Origin of the sequence: Treponema zioleckii (genome assembly GCF_014737315.1) — a bacterium.
Taxonomy (GTDB): domain Bacteria; phylum Spirochaetota; class Spirochaetia; order Treponematales; family Treponemataceae; genus Treponema_D; species Treponema_D zioleckii.
Map to the genome: position 1 here is coordinate 1 of NZ_JPUF01000081.1, position 14770 is coordinate 14770.

The window sequence follows — 14770 nt, forward strand, 5'->3', positions numbered from 1 at the left end:
GGCTATTGTGCAGACTTTAATTCTGGCCGGTGGAATGGGAACCCGTTTGGGGGAGGAAACTCAGCGCATCCCTAAGCCAATGGTTGAAATAGGTGGTTATCCGATTCTTTGGCACATTATGAAAATCTATTCACATTTCGGCTATAACGATTTTATCGTGCTCACTGGCTATAAGGGACACGTCATTAAGGATTATTTTCTCAATTATTATTCACGCTATTCGGACATGACAATTGATTTGTCTGGAAACGATGTTCAGATTCACAAGATGCGTAGCGAGCCGTGGCGGGTTACAATGCTTTACACAGGACTTGAGACACTCACTGCTGGCAGAATAAAGAGAGCAAAGGAATATATTGGGAACGAACCGTTCATGCTTACTTATGGTGACGGGGTTTCTGATGTCAACATCGAAAAATTAATCGACTCACATGCAAAATCGGGAAAACTTGTCACTCTAACGGCGGTTCAGCCGGAGGGTCGCTTTGGTGCGCTTGACATACAGGCTGATGGTACGATAACGCAGTTTCAGGAAAAACCGAGCGATGCCTGGATTAACGGTGGTTTCTTCGTTTGCGAGAACAAAGCTTTGGACTACATAGGCGAGGATGCGGACAATATGATGTGGGAACGAGCACCGTTGCAGCATCTTGCAAAAGACGGACAGCTCCATGCCTATAAACATTCTGGATTCTGGCATCCGATGGATATGCTCAAAGATAAGCAGGATTTGACAAAACTCTGGCATGAGCATAAGGCTCCGTGGGCTTTCTGGGAAAGCTGGATGAATGATACGGAGAAAAAATAGATGGGTTTGTCATTCTACAAAAATAAAAAAGTTTTTCTTACAGGACACACCGGCTTTAAAGGAACATGGCTCTCTCGCATTCTAATTCTTGCTGGTGCGGAAGTAACAGGCTACTCTCTTGAACCACCAACAGAACCAAGTCTTTTTGAACAATCAAAAACTTCCACTCAGCTTAAGTCTATCATTGGCGATATCCGTGACGGCGAAAAACTGAAAAATGCAATGAAAGAAACGAAACCTGACATTGTGCTTCATCTTGCGGCTCAGCCTATCGTGCGAACAAGTTACAAAGACCCTGTCGGCACATACGAAAGCAATGTCATGGGCACGGTGAACATTCTTGAAGCCGTGCGTGCGTGCGACTCCGTAAAATCGTTCGTGAATGTAACGACGGACAAAGTTTACTTGAACCGTGAATGGGCATGGGGCTACAGAGAGAATGAGGAACTTTGCGGATTCGACCCATACTCAAACAGCAAATCTTGCTCGGAACTTGTCACATACAGCTATAGGAATTCTTTCTTTAACGAAGAAAACTCTCCTGCGATTTCTACCGCCCGCAGCGGAAACGTTATCGGTGGTGGCGATTATGCGACAGACCGAATCATACCAGACTGCATCCGTGCCGTTGAGAGTGGAAAAGAAATAATTCTTCGAAACCCAAACTCTACACGACCTTACCAGCATGTTCTTGAGTGCTTGAGCGGATATCTTCTGCTTGCACAAAAGCAATATGGGGACAAGGCATTTGCAGGTTCGTACAATTTTGGGCCCGATGACGAGAGCTGCGTGACCACAGGCGAACTTGCAACGCTTTTCTGTGATTCTTGGGGCGAAGGAGCAAACTGGAAGAACGTGAGCGAGGCGAATGCACCCCACGAAGCGAACTTCCTTAAGCTCGACTGTTCGAAGTCAAAGTCGGTTTTGGGCTGGAAGCCTCACTGGGGAATCAAGACCGCTGTTGAGAAAATCGTTGAATGGGAAAAAAACATTCGAGCAGGAACTCCTGCGGCTGAAATCACTGACAGTCAGATAAAGGAATACTTTGCAATTTGACGGTCATTCTGAACTTGATTCAGAATCCATAAGCAAGATGTCGGAACAAGGGTTTTGCATGATGAAAATTGGAGAAAATTATGTTTGAGAACAAATCAAAAGACGAAGCTACAAAAGAAATATTGGAAAGCGTAAAAGAATACTACGCAAAATATATGAAAAAGCCTGAGTACAAGGACGGCGACCGCATTTCTTACGCAAGCCGTGTATTTGATGAAAAAGAGATGGTGAACCTCGTGGATTCTTCACTTGAATTCTGGCTCACGAGTGGCCGATATACAGACCAGTTCGAGAAGCAGATGGGTGAATACCTCGGAACTCCGTTTGTTTCTCTCGTGAACTCAGGCTCTTCTGCGAACCTGATTGCGTTTATGACTCTCACCTCACCAGTTTTGGGCGACCGACAGATAAAACGCGGCGATGAAGTTATCACCGTTGCCTGCGGTTTTCCTACGACCGTAACTCCGATTTTGAACTACGGTGCGGTTCCTGTGTTCGTTGACGTGAAAGTTCCACAGTACAACATCGATGTTTCTCAGCTTGAGTCGGCGCTTTCGCCAAAAACAAAGGCCGTGATGATTGCTCATACCTTGGGAAATCCGTTTGACCTCAAGGCAGTCACCGAGTTCTGCAAGAAACACAATCTCTGGCTCGTCGAGGACAACTGCGATGCGCTCGGCTCAGAATATACTCTTGACGGAAAGACTTATAAGACAGGAACAATCGGCGACATCGGAACTTCAAGTTTCTACCCTCCTCACCACATGACTATGGGCGAAGGCGGTGCCGTATACACAAGAAATCCGAAGCTTCACAAGATTAGCCGCTCGTTCCGCGATTGGGGTCGCGACTGCATCTGTCCAAGCGGCGTGGACAATCTCTGCAAGCACCGTTTTGACCGTCAGTTCGGAACTCTCCCTCTCGGTTACGACCACAAATACACATACAGCCACTTCGGCTACAACCTCAAGGCAACCGACATGCAGGCGGCGATTGGTTGCGCGCAGCTTGAGAAATTCCCGTCATTCGTTGAGCGCAGAAAATACAACTGGAAACGGATTTATGACGGTTTGAAGTCCGTTCAGGATAAATTGATTCTGCCGGAGCCAGTGGAGAATTCTTCTCCGAGTTGGTTCGGATTCTGTATCACCTGCAAGGACGGCGTGAACCGAAACGAGCTTGTAAAGAAAATCGAGGCACAGAATATCCAGACGCGCGCGCTTTTCGCAGGAAACCTCACCCGACATCCTTGCTTCGACCAGATTCGCGGAACCGACGCTTATCGTGTAATCGGAGATTTGAGCGAGACAGACAGAATCATGAACAACACATTCTGGATTGGCGTTTATCCTGGAATGACGGATGCCATGCTTGATAGGATGATTAGCGTGATTAAGGCGAGCGTGTAAAAGGTATGACAAAACCTCTTCTTAGTATCTGTATTCCAACATACAATCGTGCGGAGTACCTGGAAAAATCATTGGAATCTCTTGTCTCACAACCTGAGTTTGCTCAGATTGAAGTCGTGATTTCTGACAATGCTTCAACAGATAATACAGAAGAGGTTTGCAGGTCATATCAGAAAAAATATCCGAACATAGTCTATTTTAGAAACGAAGAGAACATTCACGACAGGAATTTCCCGACAGCTCTTATGCGGGCAAATGGAATTTATCGAAAACTCTATAACGACAATATGTTGCATCTTTCAGGCAGCTTAAGATTTTTGCTTGAGTTGATTGACACGTATAAAGATTCAAAACCTCTCATGTTTTTCCTTCACGGAAAATTCGGAGCAAAAAAAATAAATAATCCAGAAAAGTTTGAAGTAAAGGGAGTCGACGAGCTGGTTTTGTATACAAGCCATCATTTTACTTGGCTCGCAGGCTTTGGATTTTGGGAAGATGAGTGTACGAATCTTGAAAAAGAGTTTGACTGGTGCGAAAAAAAAATTTGGCAATCCTATAAGGGCTTAAAAAGTGCCTCTGCCCGTTCAAAGAGTGTCATTGTTACAAAAAAACTCATAGAATGGATTCCTGTTGCGAAGCGCGATTACACTTACGGGCTTTACACTGTGTTTTTTCAGAATTTTCCTAATCTGCTTTCAGAATACAAGGTAATTGGGAAAATTTCAAAAAAAACAGTTTCAAGAGTTCGAAAACACATGCTTTTTACGCTGGCTGGCGGTTGGATTGGAAATGTTAAGCACAACTTGAATGCGGAAGTCGGAAATCAAAAGAATTTTATGAATTTGATTTTTCATGACTACCGCAAAGAGATTTATTATCCGTTTTTTAGAATCGACTTTTTTGTTCGGAATGCGAAAAAAAAATTTGTGATAAAAGCAAAAGAATTGCTTTGCAATAATTCGTTTGGCAAAAAATTGCTCGCTTTTAAGCGAAAGTATAATTTGAAATTTTATTGATGGAGTTAGAATGAAACAGCGATTAGCAGATTACATAGCCGATTTTTTAGTCTCACACGGAATCACCGACTGCTTTACCGTTGTCGGTGGCGGAGCAATGCACTTGAACGATGCACTCGGCCATAAAGAAGGCTTGCATTGTACTTACAATCATCACGAGCAAGCCAGTGCAATCGCTGCAGAAGCCTATGCTCGCCTTAACAATAAAATGGCCGCTCTCTGCGTAACGACTGGACCTGGCGGAACAAACGCAATCACTGGCGTTGTTGGCGGTTGGCTTGATTCCATTCCGATGTTCGTGCTTTCTGGTCAGGTTCGCTACGACACGACTGCCCGTTACAACGAGCAGTTTACAGACGGACATCCTCTCCGTGCCGTCGGCGACCAAGAATTTGACATCACAAAATCTGTTTCGTGCATGTGCAAATATGCGGTCATGCTTGAAGAGCCTAAAAATATCCGTTTTGTTCTTGAAAAAGCTTTTCATCTTGCGACTACTGGACGTTCTGGCCCTGTCTGGATTGATGTCCCTGTGAATTTTCAGGGAGCTGTCATTGAGACAGATGGGCTTGAAGGCTATGACGGAGCTGCTGAACAGAAAAAAGATGATGCGCAGCTTCCTTCAAAACTCGACAAACAGACTATTGAAACAGTAATCGAAAAAATAAAGAAAGCAAAGCGGCCTGTTCTTTACGCAGGAAACGGCATTCGTCTTTCTAGCGGTTATTCGGAATTCAGAAACGCTGTCGAAAAACTTGGCATTCCAGTCTGCACCTATTGGGATTCAATCGACTTGATTGAGACTGAGCACCAGCTTTATGTAGGTCGCGGCGGAAACATGGGCGACCGCGCTGGAAACTTTGCCGTCCAAAATGCAGATTTGATTCTTGCCGTGGGAAACCGTCTTCCAATCCGCGTTACCGGGTACAATTTTAAGACTTGGGCACGAGAGGCCGAAGTCATCATGGTTGACATAGACCCTGCGGAACTTAAAAAGCCTACGATTCATGTTGAATTTCCGATTCATGCCGATGCAAAAGATTTCTTTGAGCAAATCAACATGGTTCTTAAAGATGAATCAAAGCCTGTTTTCGGCGGAGCCGAGTGGATTTTAGCCTGCCAGAACTGGAAGAAAAAATATCCTGTCGTGTTGGAGCGACATAAAAACGAGAATGACGGATTCGCAAATGCTTATGCAGCTTTCGATATCATAAGCCGTGCATTGCCGGAAAACACAGTTACGGTAACAAGCAACGGAACTTGCTGCGTGGCAGGACATCAGACTTGGTTTATCAAAAACGGTTCCAGATTCTTCAATAATAATGCAATCGCAAGCATGGGCTACGGCTTGCCGGCTTCAATTGGCGCATGCGTTGCAAACAGCAGAAAAACAACAATCTGCCTTGAGGGCGACGGCTCAATCATGATGAATTTGCAGGAACTTCAGACAATCGTAACGAACAATTTGCCAGTAAAAATCATTTTGATTAATAACGAGGGATATCACTCAATCAGGCAGACGCAGAATAATCTGTTCTCAAACCACTGCAAAGTAGGAATCGGACCAGAAAGCAATGACCTGTCCTTCCCGGACTATAAAAAAATCGCTTCGGCATTCGGGCTTCCGTATTACGAAGCTCATTCAAATGACGAGGTTGAATCGGAGTTTTCCAAAATAATGGCTGAAAAATCGTTTGCCATTCTGGAAATTTTTGTTTCGAAAGAGCAGATTTTTGAGCCGAAAAACTCAGCTCGCAGACTTGACGACGGAACGATTGTGAGCGCGCCACTCGAGGATTTGTCGCCATTTCTTCCGCGTGAAGAATTGGCAGCGAATATGTTTATAAAGATGATGGAATAGCCTTATAGCTGCATTCCGCGTGTTCTTTGACATTTCTATTTTTTATCTTCCGAATCTCCTTTATAGCACAACCTTAGTGTTAAAAGATTGCTAAAAACTATAAATAGTTATAAAATCTTATAAAACTATAAACAGTTATAAAGACTTATAAAGAAAAATAAAAACTATAAAGGGGACAAAATGCAGAATCCGTTTACGACAACATTCAGCAAAAATCCAGGTTTTTCGTATGTTTCTACGGAACAGACTGACGAAATCTTAGAGAATTTTATGTATGAAAATCCTTCGGAGTCTGTATACAAAATCACAGGTGTGCGAGGCTCTGGCAAAACCGTAATTCTTGCAAAAATCGAAGAAGAGATGAAAAAAGATGAATTCGCCACTAACGGATGGATTGTCTTTGATGTTTCGCCTGCGAGAGATTTGCTAGGGCAGATTGCGGCTATGCTCCAGAAAGAAGGATATGGAAAAAAATCTTCAAAAGGAAAGAGTGTAAGCATCTCTGCGAATGTTCTTGGAACTGGCGGAGGAATCTCGCTTTCCTCAGAAAACGAAAACCTTTTTTTTGATATTGGTGTTGAAATTGAGGAAATGCTAAAGATTGTCCAAAAGAAAGGAAAAAAAATCCTTATCGGAATTGACGAAGTTTCTAAAACAAAGGAAATGATTCAGTTCGCTTCCGAATACGGAAAATGGCTAAGAAACGCATATCCAGTTTATCTTGTCTGTACGGGCCTTTATGAAAACATTATGGAAGTGAGCAACGTAAAGAATCTGACATTTTTTAGGCGCGCAACAACCATAAAAACCGAGAAACTCAATTTTGTAAGAATGAGCGAAATGTACCGTAGGCTTTTGAAGATTAATTTGGAAGAAGCGAGGCAAATGGCAAAACTCACAAAAGGATACGCCTATGCTTTTCAGGAACTTGGCTCTTTGTATTTCAAGAAACATGAAGATGAGACTCTTGAAGATTTGATTCCGAATCTAAAATCTGAGCTATTTGCATATTCCTACGAAAAAATTTGGGAAGAGTTGACCGAAGCAGACCGTTTTCTTGTCCGTCTTTTAACAGAAAAAGACGAATACAAGAGGGAAGAAGTTTTGCTTCTTATGGGTGAAAAAGCAGGAAGCTACTCAATGTACCGCGACAGACTTTTAAAGAAAGGTATTCTTGAAAGTCGTCAGTCATACATCTCATTTTCACTGCCATTCTTCGTAGACTACGTGAAAGACTATTGCGGATAAAAGCATAAGTTTTTCTTCTTTACTAAAGGCATAATATAAAAATAGGAATGTCATCGAACAAAACTTGAATTTTGAATATTTCTGCCAAAGCGGGGGGGCTCGCAGGCAGATTCTATAAGGAGTTTTGTTTTTGATGAAAAAACTTATTCTCACCGGAGCCACAGGCATGATTGGCTCTGCAATCGTGCGCGAGGCACTCAGACAGGATTACGACATAACCTGCATCGTCAGAAAAAATTCTTCTCGCATAAAAAATATTCCGCAGAATTCTCGTGTTCATATCATCGATGCGGATATTTCTGAATACAAAAATCTTGAACTTAAAGAAAAATACGACATCTTCATGCACCTCGCCTGGAACAAAACGACAGTTGGCGGACGGGACGATGTTGACAGCCAGCTAAAGAATATTGAATACACTCTTGCTGCTGTCCGACTTGCAAAGCGATGTGGGTGTAATGTTTTTATAGGAGCTGGAAGCCAGGCGGAGTATGGTGTTCAGACAGTGCCTCTTACTCCAGAATTGCCGGTAAATCCAGAAAGCGGGTATGGTATCGCTAAATACACGGCTGGAAAACTTTCTTCTCTTTTGTGCAAGCAGCTTGGAATCCGCTTTAACTGGATGCGAATCTTGAGCGTGTACGGCAAAAATGACGGCGAGAACACTCTGATTTCATACTGCATCCGAGAACTTAAAAACGGTCGCTCACCTGAACTTACAAAATGCGAACAGATTTGGGATTACCTTAATTGCGATGATGCTGCCAGAGCTTTTCTTGCCGTAGCAGAAAAAGGAATTGACGGAAAATTCTATCCGCTCGGTAGCGGAAACGGCAGAAAACTTTCCAACTATATGGAAGATATTCAGCGAATTGTGAATCCTGATGTTCCGCTCGGATTCGGAAAAAAAGAATACTATCCGCACCAGCCCATGTATCTGGTCGCAGATGTGAGCGAACTGAATAAGGATACGGGATGGAAAGCGGAAGTGGAGTTTAAGAAGATTATCCGAGAAATCTAAAGTCCAACTTAAATTTTATCGGAATCTAATATTAGAAGTGTCCGGAAAAATCATTTTTAGGGAACACTTCGATTGTTCTTTGACATTTATATCTATCTGATTGACAACAATCAAATCAGGCTGATTGGGCACAACCATACATCACGGTTATACGGCACTAGCTCATTGCACATGCAAAGAATCAGGCCGGGCTTTACGGGGAGATTGAATTTTTTAAGAACTTGAAAATTCTTGTCTGCATCGGACGGATTTTTTGCTTTCTTAATCTCAATCGGGCATATTCCTTCAGCACTAACCGTAAGTAAATCAATTTCTTTTTTGTCAATGTCGCGGTAATAATATAGGTTCAGTTCTTTTCCAGAATTGTAGTAGCTTTTTACAATTTCGGAGACCACGAAGCTTTCAAAAAACGCTCCGCTCATTGCACCGTTTTCTAAAGTTTCGGCATTTGGCCATTTACAGAGATAGGCTGCAAGACCTGTGTCTAAAAAATAGACTTTTGGCGTTTTTACAAGCCTGTTTGTAATGTTCGCATAATATGGATGCAGAATGAATATGATACCAGAACGTTCAAGAATCGAAACCCATGCTTTTGCAGTCGGAGATGATATTCCGACATTTTTTGCAATTTCGTCGTATTTTAATTCTTGTGCTGTCCGCGCGGCCATGAAAACAAGAAAGTTATAGAATTCGTTGAGTTTACCAACCTGTTCCAAGTCGTGGATATCACGTTCAAGATATGTGTTTACATAGTCCATATAAAAGCGCTCGCGCGGAATTCTTGAAGTGTTCAGTTTTGGCATTCCGCCCTTAAAAATTCTTTCAAAAACACTATGAACGGAATTTAGGTTTTTGAGAGCGGAACGTTGTTTTAATTCTGAAAGGTCTGTTGAAAAAGCCGGCCTAAAAACACCTTCAAGTTCACTTTGAGAAAACGAGGAGAATGAAAAGATTCCGACGCGACCTGCAAGAGTTTCAGAAATTGATTTCATCATTCTGAACTGCTGAGAACCTGTAAGCCAAAACATTCCGTTATTTTCTTCACCGGAAAGAGCTTTTGCATCAACAATCTTTTTTATTTCAAGCAGAAGTTCTGGAGCACGCTGAAATTCATCAATTATGAGCTTTGTTCCATAAGTTTCAAAAAACAATTCCGGGTCATCTTTTGCAAGACGGCGGGCTGTAAGGTCATCCAAAGTTACATATCTGCGGTCGTTTTCTTTAATTGCATTTAGCATGGTTGACTTACCCACCTGTCTCTGTCCGCAGAGAGCAAGAACCGGATAGTAAGTACTTGCTTCGAGAAATGTCTGTTCAAGGTTTCGTTTAATGTACATAAAAACTCCGAGAAATCTAAAGTCTGACTTTATTTTACTCAAGCCTTTATGTAGGTCAAGATGGATATAAGTGTTAATGGAAAAAATTATTGAAAACAAATTTAGGAGCACTAAATGAAGCAAAATATCGACATCATAATCATAACTTACAACCGGCTCAAGTTTATAAAGAGAACTCTGGATTCTTTATTTGCAGAGACTTCACCTGTCCGTGAATTTGAAATAACCATCCTGGACAACTGTTCAACCGATGGAACATCCGAATTCCTTGTTTCCTTTGCAAAGGAGCATCCTAATCTCAAAGTAGTCCGCAATATCCGCAACATTGGAGGTAACGCGAATATCTGCCGCGCGTATGAAACTTCTCTTACAAAGAGCGCCGATTATGTGTGGGTCTTGTGCGATGACGACAACTATGATTTTTCCCATTGGGATGAAGTTGAGGAGCAAATTGCAAAAGGAACTGACGTGATATGTGTTTGCAATTATGCGCTCCCAAAAGAATTCACTCAAAAGGATGTCGTTCCTTATCTTCCATTACAACTCTCTTTTGTGCCAGCTGGAATCTACAAAAAATCCATAATTAACGATGAAGTTCTTACGAATATGTACGACTCAATATTTACTATGTTCCAGCAGGATATCCTTTGCCTTGAAGCGTTGAACAAAAAGAAGTCTATTTATGTTGTAAAAAATGAAATCGTGCACAATGGCGTTTTTGAGGAAAAAAATGACGCCGACTATTCGTATACAAGAGGAACTAGACATGTTCTAAAACGACGGAATGATACTACATGGACATTGGGGTTCTCAAATGTGCTAACTTATCTTGATGATGAAAATCTAAGAAAGCAGGCGATGGGCATCGCTTTGAATTCAAAATGCATATTTTTGCACGGAATAAGCGATTTTTTGAATGCAGAAATAAGAAATTACGTCCGAAACGGAGGGGAGCACTACCTTGAGGAAATCAAGAACGTGGTTGCTGAAGAAACAAAAAAACAAATCGATGAAAAAATCATCGAATTTGAAAATGAAATTGGACATAAGCGAAAAGAATTTTTTGTCTATGAAGACAAACGTATAAAAACAAAACTAAAAAATGCATTAAAAAAGCATTGCCCGAATTTATTTAAATTTTTAAAAAGGAGTAAAGATATGCTTTCAGTGAACTTTAACAACAATCGGGGGGGGGACAAAAGTATAGTGTAATTTTCCAGACATGTACTTCCTCGCGCTATATTTGCAAAATTTGTTTTGTGGTCGAGGAGAAGAGATATGCCTGAGATTTCAATTCTAATACCATACTACAACGACGAGGATTTTTTGAAAGAATCTATAGAGTCTGTCTTAAAACAGACATTTGCTGATTTTGAACTTGTTCTCATAAACCATGCCTGCACCGATTCAAGCCGTAAAATTGCGCACTCATTTGCAGATGACCGTATTGTGCATATAGACTTGCCTGTGAATGCGGGGGCAGGGGGTGGCGTGATTATTGATGAGTTTCTTAAAGTTGCTCGCGGCAAATATTTTAAGCTTTTTTGTGCAGATGACATACTCAGTGAGGTATATCTTGAAAAATGTCTGGAATATCTTACGAAAAATCCAGAAATAGATTTTTGCTTCACAGATGAGAACTACATAGATGAAAAAGGAAAAATATTGCCATCTTCCTTTTACGAAGAACGCACAAAACACATTGTAGAAGCTCAAGATTGGAATTTTATGGCTTTGGCTGATTATTATCATATGGTATCTAATTTACCGTTTTCATCTTGCTTCATAAAAAAAGAATGCTTTGATAATGTAAAGATAGATTTTACAATTGTAATGATGTTCGATATGAGCATATTTCTTCAATTTCTTTTGAACAATAAAAACATTGGTTTTATAAAAGAAAAACTCGTCTCATATCGAATTCATACAGGGCAAATTTCGTCATCAGCAAATCTACAAAAATGTACAGCTGCATCATTTTTCGAACATCTTAGTTTTATAAGAATTTTCTTTTCTACAGAAAACGTTCCTATCCTGCAACATCTGTTAAACAGAAATGATTTGTCATCACTGGAAAACCTTCGTTTGGAACTTGCAAAGCATTGGTTGTCAATGCCGGTGATTACAATGCAAGCTTCAGCATATCTATATCTTCATGACTATTTTCAGGACGAAAAAAATCGTAAAGATGAGCGGTATACGATTGCGCAGTTCAGAAACACCTATAAAAATTCATATATTGCATACAAGTCGTTGGCAAATTTACCAGCAGTCCAGGATATAGGTATCAAAAAAATAATAAAAATTTTCATAAAGAAATGTCTAAAAAAGATTTTCCCAAATTATAGACGAAAATTGAGTCATTTATAGGAGAATTAAAATTGCTTAGCTTTACCCCATTTTTCATCAATTCAAATCTCATCACTAACAAATCAAGTCTCATCGACTACGATACATTCTTCAACGCTGTGGCAGGAAACACCGGTAATTCCTATATAACATGGGCTTTGCTCAAAGAATTAGGAATCGGCAAGTTAGAAGATGATTTTCATATTCAAAATATCTACGATTTTGATTTTTCTAAAACAGAAAAAGTCTCTGATTTTGTGAATCACAACTGCACACATGTATTTTTGATTCTGCAGGATCAAATTCGTATTCATGAAAGCTACGGCTACAAACTGCCATATAACGGAATAAAGAATCTATTGGAAAAAATAAATAAACCAGTGATTGTTGCGGGACTTGGCGCGAACTGTTTTACAGGTTTCGATTCAAATTTTCATAAGCAGCTTCCTGAAGATTTGATTGAATTCTTGCATTATCTTTCACACCGATGCAATGAACTTGGAGTACGCGGCAATTTTACGGCAGATGTTCTGAATCAGCTCGGAATAAAGAATGTTGCACCAATCGGCTGTCCTTCATTTTTTGAAACAGGAGCAAATCGTATAATAAAAAAGAAGAACTCAATAACCGAGGATAGAATATTCTTTACTTCAAATTATCCGTCACCTCTTAATAGAACAGCATTTCAAATCTGTCAGGATCATCAGGAAAAAGAAATTGTAAAGGCAATCGCTTTTGATTCTATCGAAAATTTTACATCAAATGAAGTTTTCATAGACAAATACATAAAAAAACGCTATCGAATCTTTTCAGATATTGGTGAATGGAAAAACTTTGCTAGTCAATTTGATTTTTCTCTTGGGTACCGTGTTCATGGTTGCATACTTTCTCTGAACAGTGGAATTGTAAGCGTCTGCTGCAACGGCGATTCCAGAGCAAAAGAGATGTGCGAACTTCTGAAAATCCCGCATTTACCAGCTTTGAATCCAGAAAGCGACCTTGTAAAACTCTACAATGAAATTGATATTTCAGTATTAAATAATGCTTATCCATCTCTCTATGAAAGTTTTTCTTCATTTATAAAAAGAACTGCAATATTGAAATAAGCACTATACATATAATGGGGGGGGTAAAACAGGAATCGAACTTTACAAAAATTCTCCCGAAAACTACTTCCCAATTCTCTATACCCATCAATCACAAAAATACACAGAAATTATCTCAAAAATCGAATCATCAAATAAAGAGCTACAAAATAAAATCAATTCTCTCATCGAAATGGAAACGAAAACTCAAAGCAAGCTTCGTGAATTTGACGGATTCTTGAAAATTTACAACCGTCTAAAAAGAACACTCTTAGCACGTGCCATCAGAAAATTGCGAAGGAAAAATCTATGATAAAACAAAAAATCAAATCCTACCTTCGGCGCAAACTAAAAAACTTGCTGAATGACGAGTTTGTGTCGAAATATGAACTTATTAGTCTTTCAAAAAATATTGAAGATTTTCAAAAATCTCGTAATCAATATGGAGAATGGATTCATCAGCTTTTTACATATGTGGGAAGTTTATACATGTTCTCCGATGATATAAATGAGAAGCTCAAAGATGCCCTAACTGCTTTCGGAACAAATTCTTCCTATTTTGCGGAGAAGAGGCAAAATAAAAAAGTCGTGTACACCTGTCTTACGGGAAATTACGATACACTTCCGCTTCATTCGTATCTTAATTTTGATTGGGATTATATCTGCTTTACCGACAGCGCAGAGCTACTAAAAATGAAATACTTTGGAGCTTGGCAGATTCGCCCGCTGGCGTTCAGCAAACTAGACAACACGAAGAACGCACGCTGGCACAAGACGCATCCACATGTACTTTTTGAAGAATACGAGGAAAGCATTTGGATTGATGCAAATATCGCAATAAAAAATGATTGGATTTTTGATTTGATTGAAAAGAAGAAAGCAACTAACAAAATCCTTATTCCAATTCATTATGAGAGAGAATCTATTTTTGCGGATATCGAATATTGTGTGAATATCCTAAAAAAAGAAACACGTGAAAATGCAGACAGAATGATTGCTTTTCTTCATAAAGAAAATTTCCCAGAAAATTACGGACTGAACGAAACGAATCTGATTTTCCGTAGACATAACGATAAAGAAATAATCAGTCTGATGGTGGACTGGTGGTATTTTATCGAAAATTACACTAAGCGGGACCAGTTCTCTTTCTCTTATGTTTTGTGGAAACATGGCCTAAAGCCTTTCGACATTGCCATCCCAAATATTCGGCCGCTTGTCAATTCTTTCAGAATTGATGCGATACACAGACAAAAATCAGCTTTTTCTGAACCGGCTGACTTTTTATTTGAGAATTATGATGTGTGTAACAAGCAGTTTGAATTTGCTGTGGAGACACAGGAACAATATTGCGCTTACTACAGACGGGCGGGGTGGATAGCCATGAGCGATGATTTTGATGTATACCTCAAAGCGAACCGTCAGTTTTACAAGACAAACAAAGTTCACCGGCAGGACATAATGAACAATTTTAACCTTACAAGAAATGATGTTGGCTTTGACGTAAAGATTTCATTCTTCGATGCTGCGGAGGGAGAGTTCGCACTCTACATCGTCAACCACACTAAAAAAGAAATTTATAT

General features: G+C 40.2%; 12 protein-coding genes. 11 read left to right on the forward strand and 1 reads right to left on the reverse strand.

Annotation, left to right across the window (positions count from 1 at the left end; translation table 11 throughout):
• From rfbF to JI65_RS15275, 7 genes are all read left to right on the forward strand, one after another.
• On the forward strand, positions 1-808 hold an 808-nt coding region (gene rfbF, locus JI65_RS15245), incomplete at its 5' end, for a glucose-1-phosphate cytidylyltransferase (RefSeq protein ID WP_340138454.1).
• On the forward strand, positions 809-1864 hold the full coding sequence (gene rfbG / locus JI65_RS15250) for a CDP-glucose 4,6-dehydratase (RefSeq protein WP_191018022.1): 1056 nt from the start codon (positions 809-811) through the stop codon (positions 1862-1864).
• Positions 1865-1944: 80 nt separating this feature from the next.
• The gene (gene rfbH, locus JI65_RS15255) at positions 1945-3273 is read left to right on the forward strand and encodes a lipopolysaccharide biosynthesis protein RfbH (protein ID WP_191018023.1); all 1329 of its coding nucleotides are present in this window, start codon (positions 1945-1947) and stop codon (positions 3271-3273) included.
• A gap of 5 nt (positions 3274-3278) precedes the next feature.
• Positions 3279-4289: a glycosyltransferase family 2 protein gene (locus JI65_RS15260; protein WP_191018024.1), complete on the forward strand. Its 1011-nt coding sequence runs from the start codon at positions 3279-3281 to the stop codon at positions 4287-4289.
• Positions 4290-4299: 10 nt separating this feature from the next.
• On the forward strand, positions 4300-6150 hold the full coding sequence (locus JI65_RS15265) for a thiamine pyrophosphate-binding protein (protein ID WP_191018025.1): 1851 nt from the start codon (positions 4300-4302) through the stop codon (positions 6148-6150).
• Positions 6151-6330: 180 nt separating this feature from the next.
• The gene (locus tag JI65_RS15270) at positions 6331-7398 is read left to right on the forward strand and encodes a hypothetical protein (RefSeq protein WP_191018026.1); all 1068 of its coding nucleotides are present in this window, start codon (positions 6331-6333) and stop codon (positions 7396-7398) included.
• A 133-nt stretch (positions 7399-7531) separates the two neighbouring features.
• A complete protein-coding gene (locus JI65_RS15275) occupies positions 7532-8419 on the forward strand; it encodes an NAD-dependent epimerase/dehydratase family protein (RefSeq protein WP_191018027.1) in 888 nt (295 codons plus the stop codon).
• A 110-nt stretch (positions 8420-8529) separates the two neighbouring features.
• Here JI65_RS15275 and JI65_RS15280 read toward each other — a convergent pair whose 3' ends face one another.
• Positions 8530-9756, reverse strand: a complete 1227-nt coding sequence (locus JI65_RS15280; RefSeq protein WP_191018028.1) for an ATP-binding protein — start codon at positions 9754-9756, stop codon at positions 8530-8532.
• A 114-nt stretch (positions 9757-9870) separates the two neighbouring features.
• Between JI65_RS15280 and JI65_RS15285 the strand changes: the two genes are divergently transcribed.
• The 4 genes from JI65_RS15285 to JI65_RS15300 form a co-directional block, all read left to right on the forward strand.
• Positions 9871-10968: a glycosyltransferase family 2 protein gene (locus JI65_RS15285; protein ID WP_191018029.1), complete on the forward strand. Its 1098-nt coding sequence runs from the start codon at positions 9871-9873 to the stop codon at positions 10966-10968.
• A gap of 66 nt (positions 10969-11034) precedes the next feature.
• Positions 11035-12126: a glycosyltransferase family 2 protein gene (locus tag JI65_RS15290; protein WP_191018030.1), complete on the forward strand. Its 1092-nt coding sequence runs from the start codon at positions 11035-11037 to the stop codon at positions 12124-12126.
• An 11-nt stretch (positions 12127-12137) separates the two neighbouring features.
• A complete protein-coding gene (locus tag JI65_RS15295) occupies positions 12138-13211 on the forward strand; it encodes a polysaccharide pyruvyl transferase family protein (protein WP_191018031.1) in 1074 nt (357 codons plus the stop codon).
• 288 nt (positions 13212-13499) lie between these two features.
• On the forward strand, positions 13500-14770 hold a 1271-nt coding region (locus tag JI65_RS15300; protein WP_191018032.1), incomplete at its 3' end, for a glycosyltransferase domain-containing protein.

What these genes read in the sequence shown, in the direction of transcription:
- rfbG (WP_191018022.1), top strand. Translation starts at nt 809, where the DNA reads ATGGGTTTGTCATTCTACAAAAATAAAAAAGTTTTTCTTACAGGACAC.
- rfbH (WP_191018023.1), top strand. Translation starts at nt 1,945, where the DNA reads ATGTTTGAGAACAAATCAAAAGACGAAGCTACAAAAGAAATATTGGAA.
- JI65_RS15260 (WP_191018024.1), top strand. Translation starts at nt 3,279, where the DNA reads ATGACAAAACCTCTTCTTAGTATCTGTATTCCAACATACAATCGTGCG.
- JI65_RS15265 (WP_191018025.1), top strand. Translation starts at nt 4,300, where the DNA reads ATGAAACAGCGATTAGCAGATTACATAGCCGATTTTTTAGTCTCACAC.
- JI65_RS15270 (WP_191018026.1), top strand. Translation starts at nt 6,331, where the DNA reads ATGCAGAATCCGTTTACGACAACATTCAGCAAAAATCCAGGTTTTTCG.
- JI65_RS15275 (WP_191018027.1), top strand. Translation starts at nt 7,532, where the DNA reads ATGAAAAAACTTATTCTCACCGGAGCCACAGGCATGATTGGCTCTGCA.
- JI65_RS15280 (WP_191018028.1), bottom strand. Translation starts at nt 9,756, where the DNA reads ATGTACATTAAACGAAACCTTGAACAGACATTTCTCGAAGCAAGTACT.
- JI65_RS15285 (WP_191018029.1), top strand. Translation starts at nt 9,871, where the DNA reads ATGAAGCAAAATATCGACATCATAATCATAACTTACAACCGGCTCAAG.
- JI65_RS15290 (WP_191018030.1), top strand. Translation starts at nt 11,035, where the DNA reads ATGCCTGAGATTTCAATTCTAATACCATACTACAACGACGAGGATTTT.